The 19,214-nt window shown below is 48.1% G+C and carries 14 protein-coding genes and 1 tRNA gene; 8 read left to right on the top strand and 7 right to left on the bottom strand.

Features of this window, described 5'->3' with window-relative positions:
• Nucleotides 1-388 precede the first annotated feature (388 nt).
• From MEALZ_RS06810 to MEALZ_RS20660, 4 genes are all read right to left on the bottom strand, one after another.
• Nucleotides 389-1,696, bottom strand: a complete 1,308-nt coding sequence (locus MEALZ_RS06810; RefSeq protein WP_014147880.1) for a cytochrome-c peroxidase — start codon at nt 1,694-1,696, stop codon at nt 389-391.
• 521 nt (nt 1,697-2,217) lie between these two features.
• On the bottom strand, nt 2,218-3,585 hold the full coding sequence (locus tag MEALZ_RS20655; protein ID WP_014147881.1) for a caspase family protein: 1,368 nt from the start codon (nt 3,583-3,585) through the stop codon (nt 2,218-2,220).
• Nucleotides 3,586-3,599: 14 nt separating this feature from the next.
• Complete coding sequence (locus MEALZ_RS06820) at nt 3,600-4,235, bottom strand: anti-sigma factor (RefSeq protein WP_014147882.1); 636 nt, start codon at nt 4,233-4,235, stop codon at nt 3,600-3,602.
• On the bottom strand, nt 4,235-4,828 hold the full coding sequence (locus MEALZ_RS20660; RefSeq protein WP_014147883.1) for an RNA polymerase sigma factor: 594 nt from the start codon (nt 4,826-4,828) through the stop codon (nt 4,235-4,237). Before MEALZ_RS20660 ends, MEALZ_RS06820 begins: the two co-directional genes overlap by 1 nt.
• 1,502 nt (nt 4,829-6,330) lie before the next feature.
• Between MEALZ_RS20660 and MEALZ_RS06830 the strand changes: the two genes are divergently transcribed.
• The 6 genes from MEALZ_RS06830 to MEALZ_RS06860 all read left to right on the top strand — a co-directional run bounded on the left by MEALZ_RS06830 (nt 6,331) and on the right by MEALZ_RS06860 (nt 13,452).
• Nucleotides 6,331-7,680, top strand: coding sequence for a CHASE2 domain-containing protein (locus MEALZ_RS06830; protein WP_162472926.1), 1,350 nt, complete (start codon nt 6,331-6,333; stop codon nt 7,678-7,680).
• 444 nt (nt 7,681-8,124) lie between these two features.
• Nucleotides 8,125-9,579: a M48 family metallopeptidase gene (locus MEALZ_RS06840; protein WP_014147887.1), complete on the top strand. Its 1,455-nt coding sequence runs from the start codon at nt 8,125-8,127 to the stop codon at nt 9,577-9,579.
• Between the two features lie 199 nt (nt 9,580-9,778).
• The gene (locus tag MEALZ_RS06845; protein ID WP_014147888.1) at nt 9,779-10,423 is read left to right on the top strand and encodes a helix-turn-helix transcriptional regulator; all 645 of its coding nucleotides are present in this window, start codon (nt 9,779-9,781) and stop codon (nt 10,421-10,423) included.
• 77 nt (nt 10,424-10,500) lie between these two features.
• Nucleotides 10,501-11,898: a (2Fe-2S)-binding protein gene (locus MEALZ_RS06850; RefSeq protein ID WP_014147889.1), complete on the top strand. Its 1,398-nt coding sequence runs from the start codon at nt 10,501-10,503 to the stop codon at nt 11,896-11,898.
• A gap of 14 nt (nt 11,899-11,912) precedes the next feature.
• Nucleotides 11,913-12,608 carry a cytochrome c3 family protein gene (locus MEALZ_RS06855; protein WP_014147890.1) on the top strand — a complete coding sequence of 232 codons (696 nt, stop codon included), beginning with the start codon at nt 11,913-11,915 and terminating at the stop codon, nt 12,606-12,608.
• Entirely contained in the window at nt 12,598-13,452 is an 855-nt protein-coding gene (locus MEALZ_RS06860; RefSeq protein ID WP_014147891.1) for a c-type heme family protein, read from the top strand. The genes MEALZ_RS06855 and MEALZ_RS06860 overlap by 11 nt, the downstream gene beginning before the upstream one ends.
• A gap of 69 nt (nt 13,453-13,521) precedes the next feature.
• Here the strand turns inward: MEALZ_RS06860 and MEALZ_RS06865 are convergent, their stop codons facing one another.
• Together MEALZ_RS06865 and MEALZ_RS06870 are read right to left on the bottom strand one after the other, a co-directional pair.
• Nucleotides 13,522-14,358: a metallophosphoesterase gene (locus MEALZ_RS06865; protein WP_014147892.1), complete on the bottom strand. Its 837-nt coding sequence runs from the start codon at nt 14,356-14,358 to the stop codon at nt 13,522-13,524.
• Between the two features lie 178 nt (nt 14,359-14,536).
• Nucleotides 14,537-14,623 (bottom strand) — tRNA-Leu (locus MEALZ_RS06870).
• Nucleotides 14,624-14,837: 214 nt separating this feature from the next.
• On the opposite strand from MEALZ_RS06870, the gene rnr reads away from it, so the two are divergent.
• Entirely contained in the window at nt 14,838-17,072 is a 2,235-nt protein-coding gene (gene rnr / locus MEALZ_RS06875; RefSeq protein WP_014147893.1) for a ribonuclease R, read from the top strand.
• Nucleotides 17,069-17,815, top strand: coding sequence for a 23S rRNA (guanosine(2251)-2'-O)-methyltransferase RlmB (gene rlmB, locus MEALZ_RS06880; protein ID WP_014147894.1), 747 nt, complete (start codon nt 17,069-17,071; stop codon nt 17,813-17,815). The genes rnr and rlmB overlap by 4 nt, the downstream gene beginning before the upstream one ends.
• A gap of 228 nt (nt 17,816-18,043) precedes the next feature.
• On the opposite strand, the gene MEALZ_RS06885 is transcribed toward rlmB, so the two are convergent.
• Nucleotides 18,044-18,889, bottom strand: a complete 846-nt coding sequence (locus MEALZ_RS06885; protein ID WP_046061034.1) for an alpha/beta fold hydrolase — start codon at nt 18,887-18,889, stop codon at nt 18,044-18,046.
• Nucleotides 18,890-19,214: the final 325 nt, after the last annotated feature.

The following is a 19,214-nucleotide window of genomic DNA, read 5'->3' on the forward strand; positions in this document are numbered from 1 at the left end:
GATGCGCTATTGAATAGTGGATAGTTAAATTGACTCTGACACCAATTTATTCAGTGACACGAACAGATGCTCTAGTTAAACCTAACGATCATGAAGGTCTGTCCATCGCCCCGGCAAATGAAAGTGCGAGGCGTGGCGGAGGGTAGCTTGAGGCTTCACCAAGCCGGTGAAGGTGTTGTAGCCCCTTCATGCTTCGACATGGCTCAGCACGAACAGTCTACAACACATGCCAATAGCTCTTTTTAGGTTAAAAGGCTAACCGCGCCTTTAGGCGATTCATAAAGAGTGCCCTTTGAGGGATAGCAGAAATAAGCCCCCGGCTCTGTCAATGAGCAACAGAATTGAATCAATTTTAGTCATTAACACTGGATTTTCCGGGGGCATGTCATTAATCGGCTATTGGTAAGCCGCTCGGTACTCGATAGGGCACTGTATTGCGCATATCCAAACTAGCAGTATCGGTTAGTGCATTTAGGAAATCAATTAGATAACTGACTTCTTCGTTTGATAAGTCTACTGACTGGATTTCAATGCTCGCTTTAAGTTCTTCGCGGCTCACCCAATCGTCGTAAACGAGTCGGTCAATCTGATTCAAATCGGCGCGAGGCGGTAAACGGGCCTGGTTTATATCGTAGTTATCCAGGCTTTGTTCAGGGTTTAGGTGATGCCTAATCATGCCTTCCAATGTGTCGTAGGCGCCATCATGTCCCCAAGGTCCCGTGATCGCGACATTGCGAAGAGTCGGAGTCCGGAAGCGATAGCGATCTAAGCTGTCGCTGGTAACCTGTTCGCGCCCGAAGTCGTCATGCCCCTCAAAGCCATCGCCTTTACCTGGGCCGATTTGCGGTATGCCTATGGCATGGAACTGGTGATCCGTTTGTAGTAGGCCGCTATGACAAGACATGCAGTTGTCTTTGAAAACTTTGTGGCCCATTCTTTCACCTTGGCTCAATTTGATTTCACCTCTCAGATAACGATCGAAAGAGCTGTTATCAGCACGAAATGCAGTCGCTTCGAAAGCACCGATAGCATTGGCGATATGGACAAAGCTTACATTCTGATCGGCGAGGCCAGGATAGGCTTGGTGAATTAAATCGCGATATTCGTCGATTGCCATCACCCGAGCTGTCAACAGACTCCATACTTCCGTAAAGTTATCTGCAGTTGCGGCATCGCCCACGGGGTTTTCTCCGGCTTGCCCAGCCATCTCAGTAGTTGAAGTTACTGGAAACATGGCTTGAGCTGCAAGAGAATGATCCAAGCCTGCAGGTAAAGCGTCACCGGCCGGGGAGTCGAAGCCAGAGGGGTGATTAGGGTTAACCGTTAAACGCCCGTCATGAAACATAGTGACGAATTCTTTTGCGCCTAGGTTGAATAAATGAGGCGCATTTCTCGGTACCCTCTCATGAATAGCGTCTATCCCGCTGCCGGTATCTCGCGTGACTCCTAATCCTTTGCCGCCTTCGCCGACCGGCAAAGCCAAACCGTCACCTGTGCCAGCCATTGGATGGTGGCAAGACGCGCATGAAATATTGAGGTTTCCGGATAATATTTTGTCATAGAAGAGGAATTGTCCTAGTTTGATTTTTTCCGAGCTGGAATTGTGAAAATCCATGTCGGTCAGGGCATTTTGGTTAGCGTAAGTTGTCGGAGCAAATATTGCGCCGAGTAATCCTATTTTGATTATTTTTTTCATTCTGGTTTTTGCTTGTTTAATTAACACAGTCTGAATAAAAGCAAGCAATATGCCAGGAGTAATTTATAATCAAAAAAGTGAAAAAAACCCCTAAATTTTAATCTTCTATTACGAATTGTCGGAATTATCTTACTTGGATGAGTGAATAATAGTGGCAATACAATTTAGGTTATATCACTCAATAGATTGGGTTGAGCAGCATCGTTTAGGTTAAATGACATAGTTGATATTGAAATACGGGTGAATGTTCAGGTTCTCTACATAGTCGCCAACTTAGAATTTCGTGACAAATAGTATCTTGGAGCTATGTTGACATTTATCGGTTGTGGGTTCGGTAACATGCTACGGGACGCTGTGAATAAGTCCGTGTAAGCGTGACGGAGTCGCTTGATTTTCAAGATGACACCAAGCCTCATGGATGGGGAAATACATTCATGGGAGCTCTTTGCCGAGGCCCCGGCGCTTCCTTGGGTGCTGCCGAAATTCGAAGTGTGAATAGGTCTAGATTAAGAAAAAAACGGTTATTCTCTTAGTTTTTTAGCGACATCCATAAGAATTTGCAGTGTCTTTAACTGTCCTTCCGCCGTTAATGCAACGGACGGGTCGATGCCGGCCGTCCGTTGCGCATAGATGATTTTGGCGGCAGGATAACTCGATTGGCTGGCTCGTTCGAGCCACTTCATGCCAACACTTTTATCGCTATCAACTCCAATGCCTTGCAGAATCATTTCGCCCAATTCGAGTTGAGCGATAGGAAACCCTGCAAGCGCTGCTTGTTGTAGCCAATATACGCTTTTTGTATTGTTGGCTCCGCCTCTAATAATGTCACGCCCATTATTGCCTCTTCCCTGAAAAAAGCCATTGCGATAAGCAAATCCTAGCGTTGTCATTGCAATCACATTACCATTCTCGGCACGATGTTCAAGCAAAGGAACTTCATCTTCGGTCAGATTTTTCATCCGTTTTTCTAATTGGAAATCGATTCCTGCCCATTCGCCAACTTTTAATAAGGTGTACCACGTTGAAGGTTCAAGGTTTCTATTGTGACTGCTCGTTGAATCCGAACGGGTCGATACGGTTTTTGAATTAGTCAACAGTGTGACGCCATGCGGGGGGAGAAAATAAAACTCATCGACTAGCGAGGTTTCAAACCACGGTTGTTGATCATCCAGTGTTTGCTTGCGAACGATGGCGGCAACATTTTTTAGTGCTTCCTCAATCGTTAGGCCTGTTTGCCGCATTTGTTCCGTCAGCGTTTTCGTGTACAGACTGTTATTGCGGCCGGCTCCATCCTCGGCCAACTGGCCCGGCGCGGTTGAATAGGCGATGACCGTGCCCTTGGGAATGACGGTTTTGGCCAGACCGAGATTGGCAAAATCCCGGTAACGATTGCGGGAGGAAGGGCGAAACGGATTATTGCGGCATGCATCCAGAATGACGATATTGACCGCGGACGAGGCAGCATGTAGGCGGTCGATGAGACTTTGCAGCGGAAACGCCTTGAGGGGGACGCTTTGCTCTCCCGTCGGCTGCATGTCGACGGGCACTAGATAATTGGTGCTATTGACTTGTATGCCGTGGCCGGCATAAAAAACCAACGCGATTGCGCCCGAAGGCAAACGCTCGCTAAATTTACGCGTTGATCCAAATAGTTGTTCGCGATTGAGATTGTGTTCAATGCTGACCTCAAATCCGAGTTGTTGTAATGTGGAACTCATTAATTCCGCATCGTTTCGGGGATTGAGCAATGGACTGTTGGTATAGGCGCTATTAGCAAGTATCAATGCATGACGCTGCGGTAGATGAGCGGCTTCATCAGCCCAACAAACACCGATCAAACCGAATGCGCAGCCGAGTATCCATGAACCGAACAAATGATTGAATTGCATCGTTGATGTGGCTTCTAGCCATCGCCGGGTTCAATCGGCATGACATCCATAATGCCCGTCGCGCCGAGTAATTGTTGAACGACATGATCCAGTTGATTGCGCTCATCCAATGAAAGCCACAATTCGCCGCTTTCCGAAGGGCCGTTTACGATGCGCGCACCGTTTTGCCGGAGCAAAATTACCAACTCCCCAAAATCGGTGCCGGGGTCGACAGTGATCTTGATGTCCGCAGTGCCGGTAGCTTCCGGCATACTACGGTATGACTTCAGTGCTGTCTTCGTGTCGTCGATTCGGTAGGGTCCCCAAAGCAGCATACTTTGAACGGCTACGATTAAGGTCATTACCGCAAAAGCAGGGGTTAATCCCCAGTCATGACAGATGCTTTTTAACTGCCGCTGCCAGCCGATTAAGCGATGACGGCGATCAGTACGGCTTGCTTGCAATAAGCGCTGTAAACCGGCATCGGTCGAGCATCTATTGCTAACGGCTTTAACCGCATGACGTATGGCATGATTGAAATCAACTTCGTCTTGTAGCTCGGGGTGATGTTGCAAGAATTCCCCCATGAACCGTTGCTGATCTTCGTCCAAGGTGCCGTTAACCCAAAAAGGAAGCAGTTCGCGAAAATGATGCAAGTCCGAATCGGTCATTACCCTTTCTCCGTATCCGCGAGACTAAAAACCTTTTCCAAGCAATCCCGCAATTTCGAGCGTGCATGAAGAAGACGGGTTTTAATAGTATTTGCCGGGCTGTTTTGTAATCGAGCAACCTCTTCCAGTCGCAGATCCTGATAATAAACCCAATAAGTTGCTTCACGTTGCGGCAAAGGCAGTGCATCGATACAGCCTTGCATAATTTCATTCAACTCAATGTCCTCAAAATGCCCCTGTACATCCCATGATGCATCGGCAGCGGTATCTGCTAAGTCATCATCCCATTCATCAATGGGTAATCGCTGATGTCGTCGGATTTTACGCTGATGGTCCAATGTTTTGTTTTTTGCAATTGCGCACAACCAGGTAAAAAACTTGCTGCGGCCGTTGAAATTTAAGGGGTTTTTCCATACCGCCATAAACGTATCGTGAACGATGTCGTCGGCAGCTTCATCGGCATTAATGAGATGTCGAACAAAGGCGAATAGAGGGCGATGGTAATGTCGGTACAGCGTTTCAATGGCTTTATCGTTGCCGGCGGCAATTTGGTTTAAAAGCGTGTCGATTTGAGTTGAAATCAGTTCGTCCATAAACGTGAGGATCCTAAGCGGGCGTTTGAAAATTTGGGTTGAAAAGGTTGTTGACGATCAAATTAACCTTAAGAATTGTCAGGCTATCGTCGTATGGCTGCTATTAAACAAGATCGTCTCGTAAAAGACAAGAAGTGCGCGGCGCATCAAAAAAATAAAGGGGTTGGACGTTTTTGAGTAAATGCGCGAAAAAATTCCTAATAAAAGAATGGTAATTTTTGATTGAAAAAATATGGAAACAACGTTAATCTTCGCTTAAGGTTTATGACTACGGCGTAGGTTAGCTTTTTTTTGCGCACTGTAAAGCAAAAGGCATAAACCCTATGCACAATTTAATATGATTGCTCATTAGTCATGAGGCTCGTTCGTCATGTTTTGGATGAGTTGGGGGGGGAATCCATGCAGTCAGATGTTTTTTAAGATTGTGTACTAAATACTTATTGTAGTGGTGGCGGTTTTTTTGCCACATTTCAACTCAAAAACAAAATCTATCCGGAAGAGATAGAGCATTAAAAAATATCGGCTATGAATAATAACAACAATATACAATTGCTGTACTCCGCTTTATCTATCATCCATTCTCTACCGCGTCAAGCCGTCAGGCATCGTCTTATCAAGGCGCGTACATATTATCTATCCCTGTATCCGCCCAATAACTGTCCGCAGTAGCACGGAATTTCATCAATCTAGCTAAGCGAGCTTTTTATAACTTAGGCGACCGATAGGACTTTTTGTCCGTCTTCTTCGTTGCACAAACAGTTATATAGCTTCGCTTAACGCCCGCTTGCGCGCCGTGTATACGAAAAAATCATGGCGTTGCGTGATTTATTTGATGCCTGATCCTAAGTATCCGTCTTTGAAAATATTCTTTTCAAAGACATGGTTGATTGTGCGTTAGAGTCGTTCTGATGTTTCAAGATACACAAAGTCCGTCCGGTAAGGATTATTGGAGCGATTTCTTAAAAAAATTATTGCACTATTGAACCAAACGTAAGGTTTGAGCGATTAAGCCTAGTAACAAATGCTCAATATATGAAAGCAAAGTAATCAGTCTTTTCTTTTTGAAGATGAGGGACGCTAGGTTATTAGCCGTTTTTAATGTATGTGTTGAATAACCCTTCGGCAAGTAATTATTCACACACCCTATCGTTCCCACGCTCCAGCGTGGGAACGAGAATGGCCGTGGGGCTGATACTCACCCAACTTGTATTCGCTGTTGGGGATTGAATAATAGCAACTTAAGGCATTGCAGGAATCGATTTTGAAAGAGGCTGATAATCTTGGATAACAAAACCATTACAAATACCGGTTTGAATGAGACAAATAACAAGGATTCATCGTCTCGCCAAAGTCAGGATAATTTAAAAAGCGTAGAGGATTTATATGTCAAATGTTTTAAACCTACGGTTAGTTTTTGTAGCGATGGTGAATTTAGGGTTGAGGTTCGAGGGCGCATTCGTGAAGGAATTAAAAATGCTTTAAATTTATTTTCAATTTCCGATTTGAAGGGTGATATTAATAAGGTTCGAGAAGTCATTTTTCAGGGAAGAACGTTTTCCGTTGCCGCAGTGATTTTTTTGTCATGGATGCTGACTAATTTTCTATTGGATAAAGCATCACCTTTTGGCATAAAGAAGGCGGCCGATGATTATTCGGAATTCATTATCGATCGTATAGCGGCGCCATTTTATGGCTCGGAAGCACAAAATGAAATAGTGGTGGTTTTAATCAATGACAATACCTTAATCAAAGAAGGAGAAGCTTGGCCGCCGCATTATGACTGGTACTCCCGTTTACTGCATCGGGTATCGAAAAATCAGCCTAAGGCTATCTTTTTCGATGTTCAGTTTAATAATTACCGCGCGGACGACAAGACCTTAGACAAGGCGCGCAAGGAATTAGAGGAAGACCTAGCCAAATTTAAAGTACCGCTCATTCTGGCTCAAGGAGCCGATACTTCACGAAAAAATGTATTTGGGCATATAAAAAGTGTCGAATTAGCTCCCGTGGAATGGTCGAATTTTGGTCGCGGTTATCCGCTGCTGCTTCCGGCAAGCAAATCCGGCGAGGCGCAAAATGATAGCTGTAATCCTGATCAAAGTATTGCAACGCCGGCGCTACGGCTTTACAGGGAGGCGTGTTCTGCCGACAGCTCTATCGGATGCGTGGAACCGACAAGCCTTTTATCGGGTGAAGCATTATGCAGACCGTTGACCCCGCATTGGGGGCGGGCTGTTTCAAAAATCATGGAGACCAAAAAGCTGGTGCGTTTGAGCGAATGCGATCTGATTAACCCAACGGAAGCCGAACGTTTTCAGTCTTTTGTTAAGTCCATATTTCATACTTTCATTTCCGGATTTGACGACGACATCATGGAGAAGACGCGTCAGCCTTGCGCCTATACCGTAACTGTTTTGGCTCATGACCTAACCAACTTCGATAAAGTTCATGATGTACTCAAGGGCAAAATCGTATTGATTGGTTCGGGGTTGTCCGCAATGCATGATCTGGTGCTCACGCCGGTCCATGGTCAACTTCCAGGCGTTTATCTGCACGCGATGGCGCTCGATAATTTAATGACTTACGGTCGGGATTACTACAGCCATAATAAAGGAAGAGTGTTCGATTTTATATTGATAAGTATGGCAATGGTTGTTTCCTGGGCGATCGCAGTCGTGCTTCGCGCGAAGCCGCGTTTTTACCAGTTCGGCTTAAGGTTGTTTGTGGTATTGCTGATTGTAGCCCTGTCATTTGTTCTTTATACGCAGTATCACTATCCGGCAGTCCACTGGCTCAGCTTTTTATTGCTTTATGAATTGATCATTCGCGTGATTCAACAGGAACGCCATTAACCTAGCCCATTCTATTCATCTTGAAAAGGCCACAAAAATGAAATTTAAGTCCAGTACGATATTGTTTTACATAGCTATATTTTCATTGAATCTCGGTTCGTTCGCGCAAGCCGATGAATCCAAGGATAATTCTGACGAGGCACGTCAAATGATAGTCAGGTTCAATAGCGATTCACTCACTTTATATCATCGCGATGGAACGAGTTTTAATCGCATCGGTGAAGCTACCATAAACGACCTGCCGACATTGCCAATACCGATAGTGGAGAGTTCATCAGCTGGCTATGTTTTAATCAATGGGGATCGCGGGATGGTATGGTTGGACCAATTCGATATAGGGACCACGGAAAAACCGTTGGTAACGGCTACCTGCGATAGAGCCAGCAGTTATTCGATAGACTATATAAATACATCCGTTCCTGGTAATAATGACGGATGTAAATAATGGCGCGTGTTAATACTAATTCGCCACTCAAAAGAGCGATTAAGTCTTTTGTCATAGGCATTGCGCTATTGTCCTCAGGCTGTTCGACATTCACCGCGAGACTGAGCGATGCCGATCAATCCCCGCTATTGCCTCCCGGCACAGCAAAAGGTTTGTCTAGGGACGCGCCCAATCCCGAGAAGGGATTGAATTTTCGCCGCGCGTATTTCGGTATCGCCCGGCAGGCTGAGCTTGATGCTTACTTGAATGAAATTCTGGCGCGCCTTCAAAAAGCTTATACGGATATTCCGGAGCCCGCGCATGTGTTCGTAGTCCCGGACTCTTCATATTCGGCTAACGCCACCGAAGACGGCGCCATATTCGTACCCTTTGGTATATTACTGGACATCGAAAGCGAGGATGAGCTAGCGGCTTTGTTGGCGCATGAATATAGTCATGTCTTGCTGGGACATCACATTACCGGAAATGCCGAAGAAATATGGAATTATATCCACGGGCTGACCAACCTTGCATTGAGAACCCAGCTTATTGCTCAAAAGACTTTGCCTTTGCTGGCCAATGAGGCGGCTTTGGAAATGATTCAAAGTGCGGCCATTCCTGTCTTGGACCGTTCTCAAGAAGACGATGCGGATAAACTCGGCACGGATCTTCTCATTGCCGCCGGTTATAACAGCATCGGCATGTATGAGTTGTTGGGGCGAATGAAACGCTGGGACGAATTGAATGAGGAACAAAAAAAATCCAGGGAATCTCTTTTAGAAATGGCTTCCGATTCTTTCAAAATCGATTCCAAAAGGATGGAGGTCGATTTTACTCCTATGATAACCGGTGTTTCCGAGAGTATTCTCGAGGCTCGAGATTGGTTACGCAAAAAACATTACGATACCAAAGAGCGTCAGGACACGATTCGTGATTACATTAAGACCGTTCATTCAGGAGCCCCGAGACCGGAAAAGAGAATAACGCAATGGGTGGGTGTGAAAAACAGTCCCTCTGTCAAAAGTTTTCTTGATGGCTTGGCTTTAATGCGCGATCTCAATAGATCGCTGGTTAAGCTCAATGCACCCACGGTGACAAAACTGGTTGATAAGATGATGACGACTCAAGCAGGCAATGTTCCTTATCTTCATTACAGCGCTTTCAAAGCGTATAAATCCGTCGGGTTGAACGCAGAAGCTATTGCGGTTTTGAAGAAGGATGAATTATCCCCGGATTCTTTATTGCCTCAACACATGGAATTGATCGCCATAGCCGAAAAAAAATCCGCCGATGAAGGATTGAAGTCTGCGTTATCGGCCAACCAGGTCTTAGGGGAGCCGCCCCAATTGATGCCTAAGCTCATTCACTTATATAAAAAAACGGGGAACAAAGTTGCGATGACCGGATGGCACGCGAAGTGCGTGGCGACCGGGGTCAATGCATTAATGAATGAGTGTGATAAACAAGCTCACTAGATACTTGATCAAAAAATCATTGCAGGGTTTGGAGAAGTCAAGCCCCATCATCCGCCTTCAAAGCGAGACTATTGTAAATGTCGGACTTGTATGGACTCCTTGATTTTTATTTCAAGCCGAGTTTCCAGCAATATTCAATGACACAACAGTTTTCTTTCAATTACATACAGTATTCATTTTTTAATAATTCTCTTACAGCATGGATAAACAAATCGGCTCACGGCAAGAACAAATCTTAAAACTCCTCCTTACTGCCGAAACGGGCCTCAGCATCAATGAATTAGCCGCCGAATTGAGCATTTCCAGAAATGCGGTCACGCAGCACATATCGTCGCTGGAGCGTAAACAACTGATTTGCGAAACCGCTCAATTCAACAACACGGGCGGGCGGCCGTCGCGTAGTTATCGGTTGACCGAGCAGACTCGCAAGGGATTACCTAAGCAATATGCCTGGTTTAGCGATTTATTGCTCAGCGAACTGGCAGTCGAACTCGGTTCGGAGGCTTTGCAAAAAGTCATTTGGAAGTTAGGCGTCGAACAAGCTCGATTGTTGAAGGCGCAGTTTGCCGGTAAGGATTTAGAACAGACATTGCCGGCCTTGATCGAGGCCATGGAAAATTTGGGCTACCACCCGGAGCTCGAACGGCAACATGGACAAATCAGTATCAAGGTCAGTCACTGCGTTTATCATGAACTGGCCCAACGACATCCCGAGCTGTGCCGTTTCGACCAGGCGCTCATCACGACAGTCCTGAGTAGGCCGATCGAGCAGACTGCTTGTGTCGCCAAAATGGATTGCGTTTGCCGATTCAGCGTCGATGTTAGCGAATTAAGCCGCCTTTAAGGGGTAATGCCTCCAAACTCAAGCGCGGCAATCAGCCTTAATAGGCCTACAAAAAACGATAAATTGAGAACCGACTCATGGAAACCAACACGCAACGCGTCATTGCACGCACGCCACCTGAAATCATCTGTCATTGCCGGCAAATCGACAGGAACACCATAGAACGATCGATCGAACAAGGCATGACAAGCCTTTCTGAAATCTCCAGAGCCACAGGCGCCGGCAGTGAGTGCGGTTGCTGTCAGGTTTACATCAAGGAATTACTCGGTGAAAATTCATGGTTGCCGGTGCTTTTGGCGTCGGCGCATCGCTATTCGGAAAATTACTGCGCCTTTCGCTTCGCCAGAGCCGATGGAGAGCCTTGGCAACGGGAGCCGCCCGGCGCCTATATCATAGTCCATGCCTTCATCGACGGCGCTTGGGTCGGGCGGCCCTACGCGATCACCGACGATGGTGCGGACAGCGGATTGCGCGAGATCATCGTCAAACGTAAAAAAGGCGGTTTCTTTTCGAATTGGTTGTTCGATCATCTCGACGATTCGTCCAGCGCGCCTTTCAGGGTTTCGGCCAGCGTCGGCGGCGCTGTTTTCGATCCGAACGGCTCCCGGCCCATCATCTGCCTGATCGGCGGCGTCGGCATCACGCCGGTTCTGGCCTTGTGCCGGATGCTCGTCAAGCACCACGGAAAAACGAGAATTCATATCGACTATTCCGCCAATTCGGGGGATGATTTCTTCTGCCGCGACGAATTATCCCGAATTGCGCGGATTTGTGACATAACGGTCGAATTTCGGCCTACCTCGACTCGCGGACGCATGCGACAGGCCGATGCCGATGCGCTCGTGCAACGTTATCCCGGCGAATCCTATTACATTTGCGGCTCCGGCAGTTATAAAACCGCAACTGTCTCACTGCTTCGCAAGAGCGGCGCCACAGCTCGGCAAATCACCGACCTGGAAGCGCCGCAACAGACAGGCGAAAACAGCGAAGCCGATCGAGATGCCTGGGGCTACCGTGCCGTCGGCTTGTGCCTGTTGGCGGCTTACGGTCTGCAAGATGCGATCGATTTAAAGTGGCCTTTGCTCGAGCAATGGCAAAGCGATCAAACGTATAAGATTTGCAGCGGCTTATTACTCTTGTTTTATGTCTTGTTGCAGTGGCGTTTGCCGGTCGCGCGCTGGCTGAAGCGCGAAAGCGATCGTCTGAAAGCCCAAAAAAACCGCCATAAAATTTTCGGCACAGTCGCGCCCCTGCTGTTTTATCTGCACGCCACGAGTATCGGCTACGCTTATTTGGCGGTGTTGAGCAGCGTATATTTGGCCAATAACCTTCTGGGCTACGGCAGCGGCGAGTTTGTAACCGCCGCGTTTAGAAAAGCCTATGTATACGGCTGGACGATCTTGCATGTCGGCCTGTCGACCAGTCTGTTGTTTTTAAGCGCTTACCACGTTTATATCGCGCTTGCCTATAAGTAACGGGAGCTTGACAGATGCCATCTCGTTACCTTGCGTTTCGCTTTAAATATCGTTTGGGCTATGCCGCAGGCCTGTTTCTAAGTATCGCAGGTTTGGCGCTACTGATGTCCGACAATCAAGCCGCTTGGCACAGTCCCGGTCCCGCCAATCACGGTCATGAACAACTGCCGTGCTCGGATTGTCATCGTGAGGCCGAAGGCAGTGCGCGCCAGCAAATTAAAGCCAATCTCAAACACCAACTGGGCTTGAGAAAGCATGAGGCTTATTTTCAATTCCGGCCGGTGAGCAACGCGCAATGCCTGGCCTGTCATGATCGCCCGAATGACCCGCATTTGGTGCATCGTTTCAATGAGCCGCGTTTTGCCGAAACGCGGGCAAAACTTCACCCCGAAACCTGCGCCTCCTGTCATGTCGAGCACCGGGGCGTTCGCATCACCCTACAGAACGCCGAATTTTGCCAAAGTTGCCATGAGGATTTTTCGCTGAAAGAAGACCCGATCAGCATTCCGCATCAAACTTTGGCGCAACAGCAACGCTGGGAGACTTGCCTGGGCTGTCACGACTATCACGGCAATCATCGAATGGATGTGCCGACCGAGGTCGACAATGCCATCGCGCCGGCTATTATCGGCGACTATTTCAACGGAGCGGCATCGCCGTATCCCGGACCCGTCATCCAAAAAGCGAAGGAGAAACCGGATGAGTCATAAGACCTTTTTGTTGATGTTTTTAACCTTAGTGGGGTCGATCGTCTATTTATTCGTCGAAGCGCCGCAAGCGCTGCCGGATGGTAAAGCCGGCGAAGACCGGACGATTCCCGTCAATCGCTTGCTGGATATCGTCGCCAACGAAAACAATGCGGTACGCGCGCTCTATACGCAAGAAATCGTCGGCGAAGGCGAAAAGGCCGGCCTTCAGTTCAGCGAAGACTGGCAGGAAGCCTCTGTCGAAGCCGGGCCGTTGCCGGCGTTGTTTTTACGGGAAGCGTCGAGAAGCCTGGAAAAAAATGCGACACCGTTGAGCCTGTTCTTGGGTTCGGATTTTCCGATTGCGTCGTCGAATGCCTTCAAAGGCATACAAATCGATAAATTCAACTTGATCAAGCAAACGCTTCGGCCGGAATATTTCTATGCCGACGATATTCAGCGCTATACCGCGATGTATCCCGATTACGCCGTCTCGGCTGCCTGCGTCGATTGCCACAACGAACATCCGAACAGTCCCAAAAAAGACTGGCGCTTGCAGGATATGATGGGCGCGACGACTTGGCTGTATCCTGATGAGGTGGTCACGCCCGGCGAATTGATCAAAACCTTGGCGGCGGCGCGTGAAGCATTCAAAACGGCTTATCAGGCCTATCTCGACAAAGTCACGACCTTCAGCAATCCGCCGATGATTGGCGAAAAATGGCCGCGCGACGGCTATTATTTGCCTTCAGCGGAGGTGTTCATGCAGGAAGTGGATGCGCGCGTCGCGGGGGCGACATTGGCCGGTCTGATGCGTGCTAACGAGCCGCCTATGCATTCGCCGGAGGATGATGTTCAGCCGTTTTAATTGAGATGGTGTTTGTGTGGTTTATGAGGCTGTAGAAAGAACTCGATAGAAGAGGTTGGTTTATGGTTTCTACACCTCTATCAAACGCTCCTCATCAAAGCCGGGCGCCGGTGATCTTGGATATCCTCGCGGATTCGACACGATCCGAACGCCGGCGATCTCATAATCCACCGCATTATGGATATGGCCGTGGCACCACAGGTCAATGCGGTGCGATCGGTCGGCTATAAATTCATCCAGTGAAGAGGCATAGGCGTAATCGACGCTATCCATGGAACGCAGCGAGGGAGCATGATGGGTTACCACCACCGTTTTTCCGTCATGTTGCTCGGCTAATTGCCGGTCCAGCCAGCGCAGCGAATCCTGATGCAGACAATAGGCGACGGCCGGGGAAAAATAGTGCGGCTCAAACCCGAACAGCGAATCGGTGGTCCGCCTCATCAGCGCGGTCGCGCGATCGTAGTGATCGGGGTTTTGCCACCATGTTTGGCAGGTGATATAGCGATAGTCGTTCATGGTCGATTGCGCATCATAAACCGCTGCTGGCGAATAGCGGTTAAAGTCCGACCACAATGTGCAGCCCAAGAACCTCAAACCGTGAATGACGACGCTGTCATTGTCCAGAAAATGGATGCCCAACGCCTTCGCGGTCGCCCGCATTTCATCGATGATGCTCAGATCGTTGTCATAAAACTCGTGATTGCCGGCGACATAAATGATTTCACGGTTGGCAAAACGCCTCCGGCTCCATTCTAGGCCGTTGCACCGTTCGCCAATATCGCCGGCCAGAATTACGACATCCGCGGTATTGGGATGATCGAAACGTAAACATGAATATTTGGCAGACGGATCAAACCGCTGATGTGCGAATTCTGTATGAATATCGGAGGCTAAAAAAATTTTCATGTTCAAGAGCTTCCTTGCCAGTAGGTATGCGTTAGATCAAAAGTTTGGGCGGGGCAAGGTTATCATCTGCAGTCTAAAATTCGTTCGGTTAGCTGTCCAATGTTAATAATCGCAATGTCCTGGGGTAAAATAACTAAGTGTAGGGAATTGCAAAAATTTAACGGGGGTAATCAAGAAATGGTGCCGAGGAGAGGACTTGAACCTCCACGCCCTTGCGAGCACTAGCACCTGAAGCTAGCGTGTCTACCAATTTCACCACCTCGGCAAAGGTGTGCTGTATCAGCGAAGTGAGCGCGCACTATACCGATTGCTTGATATGCTGTCAATACTATCGATGCCTAAAATCGATGAGGTCTGACCCTTGCTGTTCATCAACCGCTTGATACATCACGTTGAATTTTGATTTGCATGGGGAATTGTTAAAATATGTGTATATCAGTTAAGCTATGACATTCATTCTAATTTAGGAAACGACGACATTGAAGTCTAAAGATAAAAAACCAAATTTTACTCCGACCCGAGATCCTTACGCGGCGCGGGAGGCGGCGAAATACGAAAACCCGATACCTAGTCGGGAGTTGATTCTCGATCTGCTCGCCCATGTCGGTAAACCGTTGTCGCGCGACCAAATTTCTCAGGAATTTCAACTCGAATCGCCCGACCAGTTGGAGGCCTTGCGCAGACGGCTTCGTGCGATGGAACGGGACGGACAATTATTATTCAATCGGCGCCAAAAATACTGCCGGGTTAACAGCAAGGATTTGATTGCCGGGCGCATCCTCGGTCATGCCGATGGCTTTGGATTTTTAAAGCCGGATGACGGTTCCGACGATTTATTTTTGTCTCCCCGTGAAATGCGTTCGGTTCTGCACAATGACAGGGCCGTCGCGAGAATCGCCGGTCTCGACCGGAAAGGGCGCCGCGAAGGTGCTATTGTCGAGGTTTTGGAGCGCAATACTAAGCAAATTGTCGGCCGATTTTTTACCGAAAAAGGTGTCAATTACGTCGTTCCGGATAATAAAAACCTGGCGCAAGACGTGTTGATACCGGGTGATGAAACCGGCAAAGCAAAAAAAGGCGATATCGTTGTCGCCGAAATCCTGGAGCAACCGAGTAAGACCAATCAGCCCATCGGGCGCGTTGCCGAGGTTCTGGGCAAGCATTTGGCTCCGGGCATGGAAATCGAGATGGCGATTCGCAGCCATGGTCTGCCGCATGTTTGGCCGGAAGAGGTTGAACAGGAAATTCAGTCATTCAGCGATGAAGTGCCGGAAGCCGCTAAGGAAGGACGTGTCGATTTGCGAGATGTTCCGCTGGTGACGATAGACGGCGAGGATGCGCGCGATTTTGACGATGCGGTGTATTGCCGTAAGACTGGAAAGGGTTGGAAGCTTTTTGTCGCGATCGCCGATGTGTCTCATTATGTCGCGATCAATAGCGCATTGGATCTTGAGGCCAAAAACCGCAGTACTTCGGTTTATTTTCCGGAACAGGTGATTCCGATGTTGCCGGAAATTCTTTCGAATGGACTCTGTTCGCTTAATCCCGAAGTCGACCGTTTATGTATGGTCTGCGAGATGACGATCAATGCGGAAGGGCAGATGACGCGTTCGCGTTTCTTCGAGGCCGTGATGCGTTCTCATGCTCGCCTGACTTATACCGAAGTCGCTAGCATGCTGGTCGATGGCAATAAAGCTTTAATTAAAAAATATAAGCCTTTAATGCCGCATTTGCAGGAACTGTATGCTTTGTACAAAGCCATGCGTTTAAGCCGAGAAAAACGCGGTGCAATGGATTTCGATACTCAGGAAACCCGGATTATTTTCGGTTCCGAGCGTAAGATCGAAAAGATCGTTCCGGTTGTGCGTAACGATGCACATAAGCTGATTGAAGAGTTTATGATCACCGCGAACATGGCGGCGGCTAAATTTCTCAATCGCCGAAAAATGCCCAAGTTACTGAGAATTCATGACGGGCCCGGACCGGAAAAATTATTGGCGCTGAAGACCTTCTTAGGTGAAGTGGGTCTGAGTTTGGGTGGTGGTGAGAAGCCGACGCCGCTCGATTACATGCATCTAGTCGATAGTATTAAAGGGCGCCCGGATGCTCACTTGATTCAAACGGTTTTGCTGCGTTCGATGTCGCAAGCCGTTTACAGTCCCGATTTGAAAGGTCATTTCGGCTTGGCGCTCGACGCCTATGCTCATTTTACGTCGCCGATTCGCCGTTATCCCGACTTGTTGGTGCATCGGGCCATCCGACATTGTTTACAAGACAAAAAGCCGGAAAGTTATCATTACGGATTTCCCGACATGGTCACGCTTGGCGAGCAATGCTCGACGAATGAGCGCCGAGCCGATGATGCGACACGCGATGTCGTTAGTTGGCTCAAGTGCGAATACATGATGGACAAGGTCGGCGAAGAGTTTCCGGGTATTATTTCGGCGGTGACGTCGTTCGGTTTTTTTGTCGAGCTTGCCGATATTTATGTCGAGGGTCTTGTTCATATCAGTAATCTGGCCCAAGATTATTTTCATTTCGATGCTGCCAGTCATCAATTAATCGGCGAACGTACGGGCATTCGTTATCGTCTTGGCGATACCGTGCAAGTGAAAGTCGTACGTGTCGATCTCGACGATAAAAAAATCGATTTCGAACTGGTCAAGGTTACTGCCTTGGCAAAGCGCCCGAAAAAAAGACGGCGTAAAAAATGAGCCGAGTCAAAATCTACGGCATTCATTCGGTCCAGGCGGCACTCGATTATTCGCCTCAGCATATTCATCAGGCTTGGGTTGACTCGCACCGTCAGGACCGACGTTTAAGTCAATTGCTCGAAGACTTGAAAAAGATCGGTATTAACCCCGAAAAAGTCGACCGAAAAAAACTGGATCGTCTCGCCGACGGTAATAATCATCAAAGTATCGTGCTTGAAATCGAACTCCCTTCGGCGCAATCGGAAGATGCGTTGAAGCAGGCGGTTTCCAGTCTTACCGGCATGCCGTTGTTTTTGGTTTTGGATAATGTTCAGGACCCGCATAACCTCGGAGCATGCTTAAGGACGGCCGATGCTACCGGCGTGCATGGCGTGATTATCACTAAGGACAATGCGGTCGGTATTACGCCGACGGTTTGTAAGGTCGCGAGCGGCGCGGCCGAGACCGTGCCGGTCTATCAAGTTACGAACCTGGCCCGAACGTTGCGTTGGCTAAAAGATCAGGGGGTTTGGATTTTCGGCGCGGCCGGCGAGGCCGAGCAAACGCTTTATCAATGTGACTTTAAGTTGCCGATGGCCTTGGTGATCGGTGCCGAGGGTAAAGGTATGCGGCGTTTGACTCGTGAGCAATGCGACTGGTTGGTCAAATTACCGATGCAGGGTAGTGTTTCCAGTCTCAATTTGTCGGTCGCGACCGGTGCGATGCTGTATGAGGTCGTTCGTCAAAGATCGATCCCATCATAGTGCTCACTGCCATTAAGTTAAGCCGTTCGTGGTGAGCCTGTCGAACCATGGACGGCTTAACTTATCGACCCAGGATTTTTCCATTCACCCTTCGACAGGCTCAGGGCGAACGGAAAAATCCTTAACTTAATGGCAGTGCATCATAGCGCTAGGAAGTTGTTTGTCGCGATACTCTAATTGTATATTTTTTATTTTTAGATTAACCGTTTTTAACGGCCAGGCTGATAGTCAATTCGGGCGCTCAAATGAAGGTGCGATATATCTTTTAAGAATATCGGGCCATAAGTCGGCCCAACAGCACACATGATCGAATCCGTCGATCGGCAGGTAAACGGCATTGGCTTGCCGCCGGCTAAAAGATTCGACGATTGAAGCGGGAACATTGCCGTCTTTTACGCCGGCTAGATGAATTTGTTTTATTTCGGCCGGTAAAGGTTGAGCGTCAATCGGGTTTAAAGATGCGTCTAGTGGTAAATAAGCGTGGTGTCGGCTCCAGGCGCTTGTGTTCAGGTTGGCTGCGATAGTAACAACGATGCTTGTGTTTTTAAAGTAAGGCGCGAGCAGCGTGGCGAGTGCTCCTCCTCCGCTATAACCGATCAAAACTACGTTTGCTGCTTTGGTGTTTGTTAGCCATTTCCGCAAGGCGGATGCCATGCTTTCGACGACTTCGGTCGAATAACGTTTCGATGTCCATAGTGAATAGTGGCAGTTTTCCGTCGAATGTAAGCCGTAGTAGCAAGGCCTGCCCAGTAATATTGCAGGTTCTTTATCTGCCGCCATTAAACGCAATATCAGCGGGTTTCTCGGTGTCGGATCTTCGGCAATCCAGCGCTTCATTTCCCAAGGCGTGCCGTCGCCATCTAAATAAACATGGACTACCGGGATGGTGTCGGATTGCGCCGCAGTTTGGTTTAAATAGACTCGATGGCGAAATGGTTCGCCGATTATTTCAATGCTGGTAAGCCCTAAGTTTTTGGCGCTAGATTCAAAACGTTCTGAAGGTGTCGCGCAGCCACTAAGCTGTAAGAGCAACAAGATTAAGCCGGCAATTCCCGGCTTAAGTTTTGTTGTCATTTTTAGGGCGTCTGTGCTGTTTGTCGAGAAGCGAAGTAAACCCATTCTTACAGCTTAGGAATATGTAGAAAATAATTTCTACAAGTATTGCGCATTGTGGAGGTTGGGCGACTCGCTTGACAGGACGCCGTGAACCCAGCACCTAAATTCCATAGGTCTTTGGCAATGATTCAAAATCATGGCTTAATTTAGGTGCTGGATGAATTATCCAAGATATTTAACCATAGCCAATGGGCTATGGAATTTAGGTGCTGGGTGAATACTTCCATGTAGGCTTGACGGCGGAATCTGATTGCCATGGATGGCATGAATGCAGATTTTGCAG

Origin of the sequence: Methylotuvimicrobium alcaliphilum 20Z (assembly GCF_000968535.2) — a bacterium.
Lineage (GTDB): Bacteria > Pseudomonadota > Gammaproteobacteria > Methylococcales > Methylomonadaceae > Methylotuvimicrobium > Methylotuvimicrobium alcaliphilum.

What these genes read in the sequence shown, in the direction of transcription:
- MEALZ_RS06810 (WP_014147880.1), bottom strand. Translation starts at nt 1,696, where the DNA reads ATGAAAAAAATAATCAAAATAGGATTACTCGGCGCAATATTTGCTCCG.
- MEALZ_RS06840 (WP_014147887.1), top strand. Translation starts at nt 8,125, where the DNA reads ATGGCGCGTGTTAATACTAATTCGCCACTCAAAAGAGCGATTAAGTCT.
- MEALZ_RS06855 (WP_014147890.1), top strand. Translation starts at nt 11,913, where the DNA reads ATGCCATCTCGTTACCTTGCGTTTCGCTTTAAATATCGTTTGGGCTAT.
- MEALZ_RS06820 (WP_014147882.1), bottom strand. Translation starts at nt 4,235, where the DNA reads ATGACCGATTCGGACTTGCATCATTTTCGCGAACTGCTTCCTTTTTGG.
- MEALZ_RS06885 (WP_046061034.1), bottom strand. Translation starts at nt 18,889, where the DNA reads ATGACAACAAAACTTAAGCCGGGAATTGCCGGCTTAATCTTGTTGCTC.
- MEALZ_RS20655 (WP_014147881.1), bottom strand. Translation starts at nt 3,585, where the DNA reads ATGCAATTCAATCATTTGTTCGGTTCATGGATACTCGGCTGCGCATTC.
- rlmB (WP_014147894.1), top strand. Translation starts at nt 17,069, where the DNA reads ATGAGCCGAGTCAAAATCTACGGCATTCATTCGGTCCAGGCGGCACTC.
- MEALZ_RS20660 (WP_014147883.1), bottom strand. Translation starts at nt 4,828, where the DNA reads ATGGACGAACTGATTTCAACTCAAATCGACACGCTTTTAAACCAAATT.
- MEALZ_RS06860 (WP_014147891.1), top strand. Translation starts at nt 12,598, where the DNA reads ATGAGTCATAAGACCTTTTTGTTGATGTTTTTAACCTTAGTGGGGTCG.
- MEALZ_RS06845 (WP_014147888.1), top strand. Translation starts at nt 9,779, where the DNA reads ATGGATAAACAAATCGGCTCACGGCAAGAACAAATCTTAAAACTCCTC.
- MEALZ_RS06865 (WP_014147892.1), bottom strand. Translation starts at nt 14,358, where the DNA reads ATGAAAATTTTTTTAGCCTCCGATATTCATACAGAATTCGCACATCAG.
- MEALZ_RS06850 (WP_014147889.1), top strand. Translation starts at nt 10,501, where the DNA reads ATGGAAACCAACACGCAACGCGTCATTGCACGCACGCCACCTGAAATC.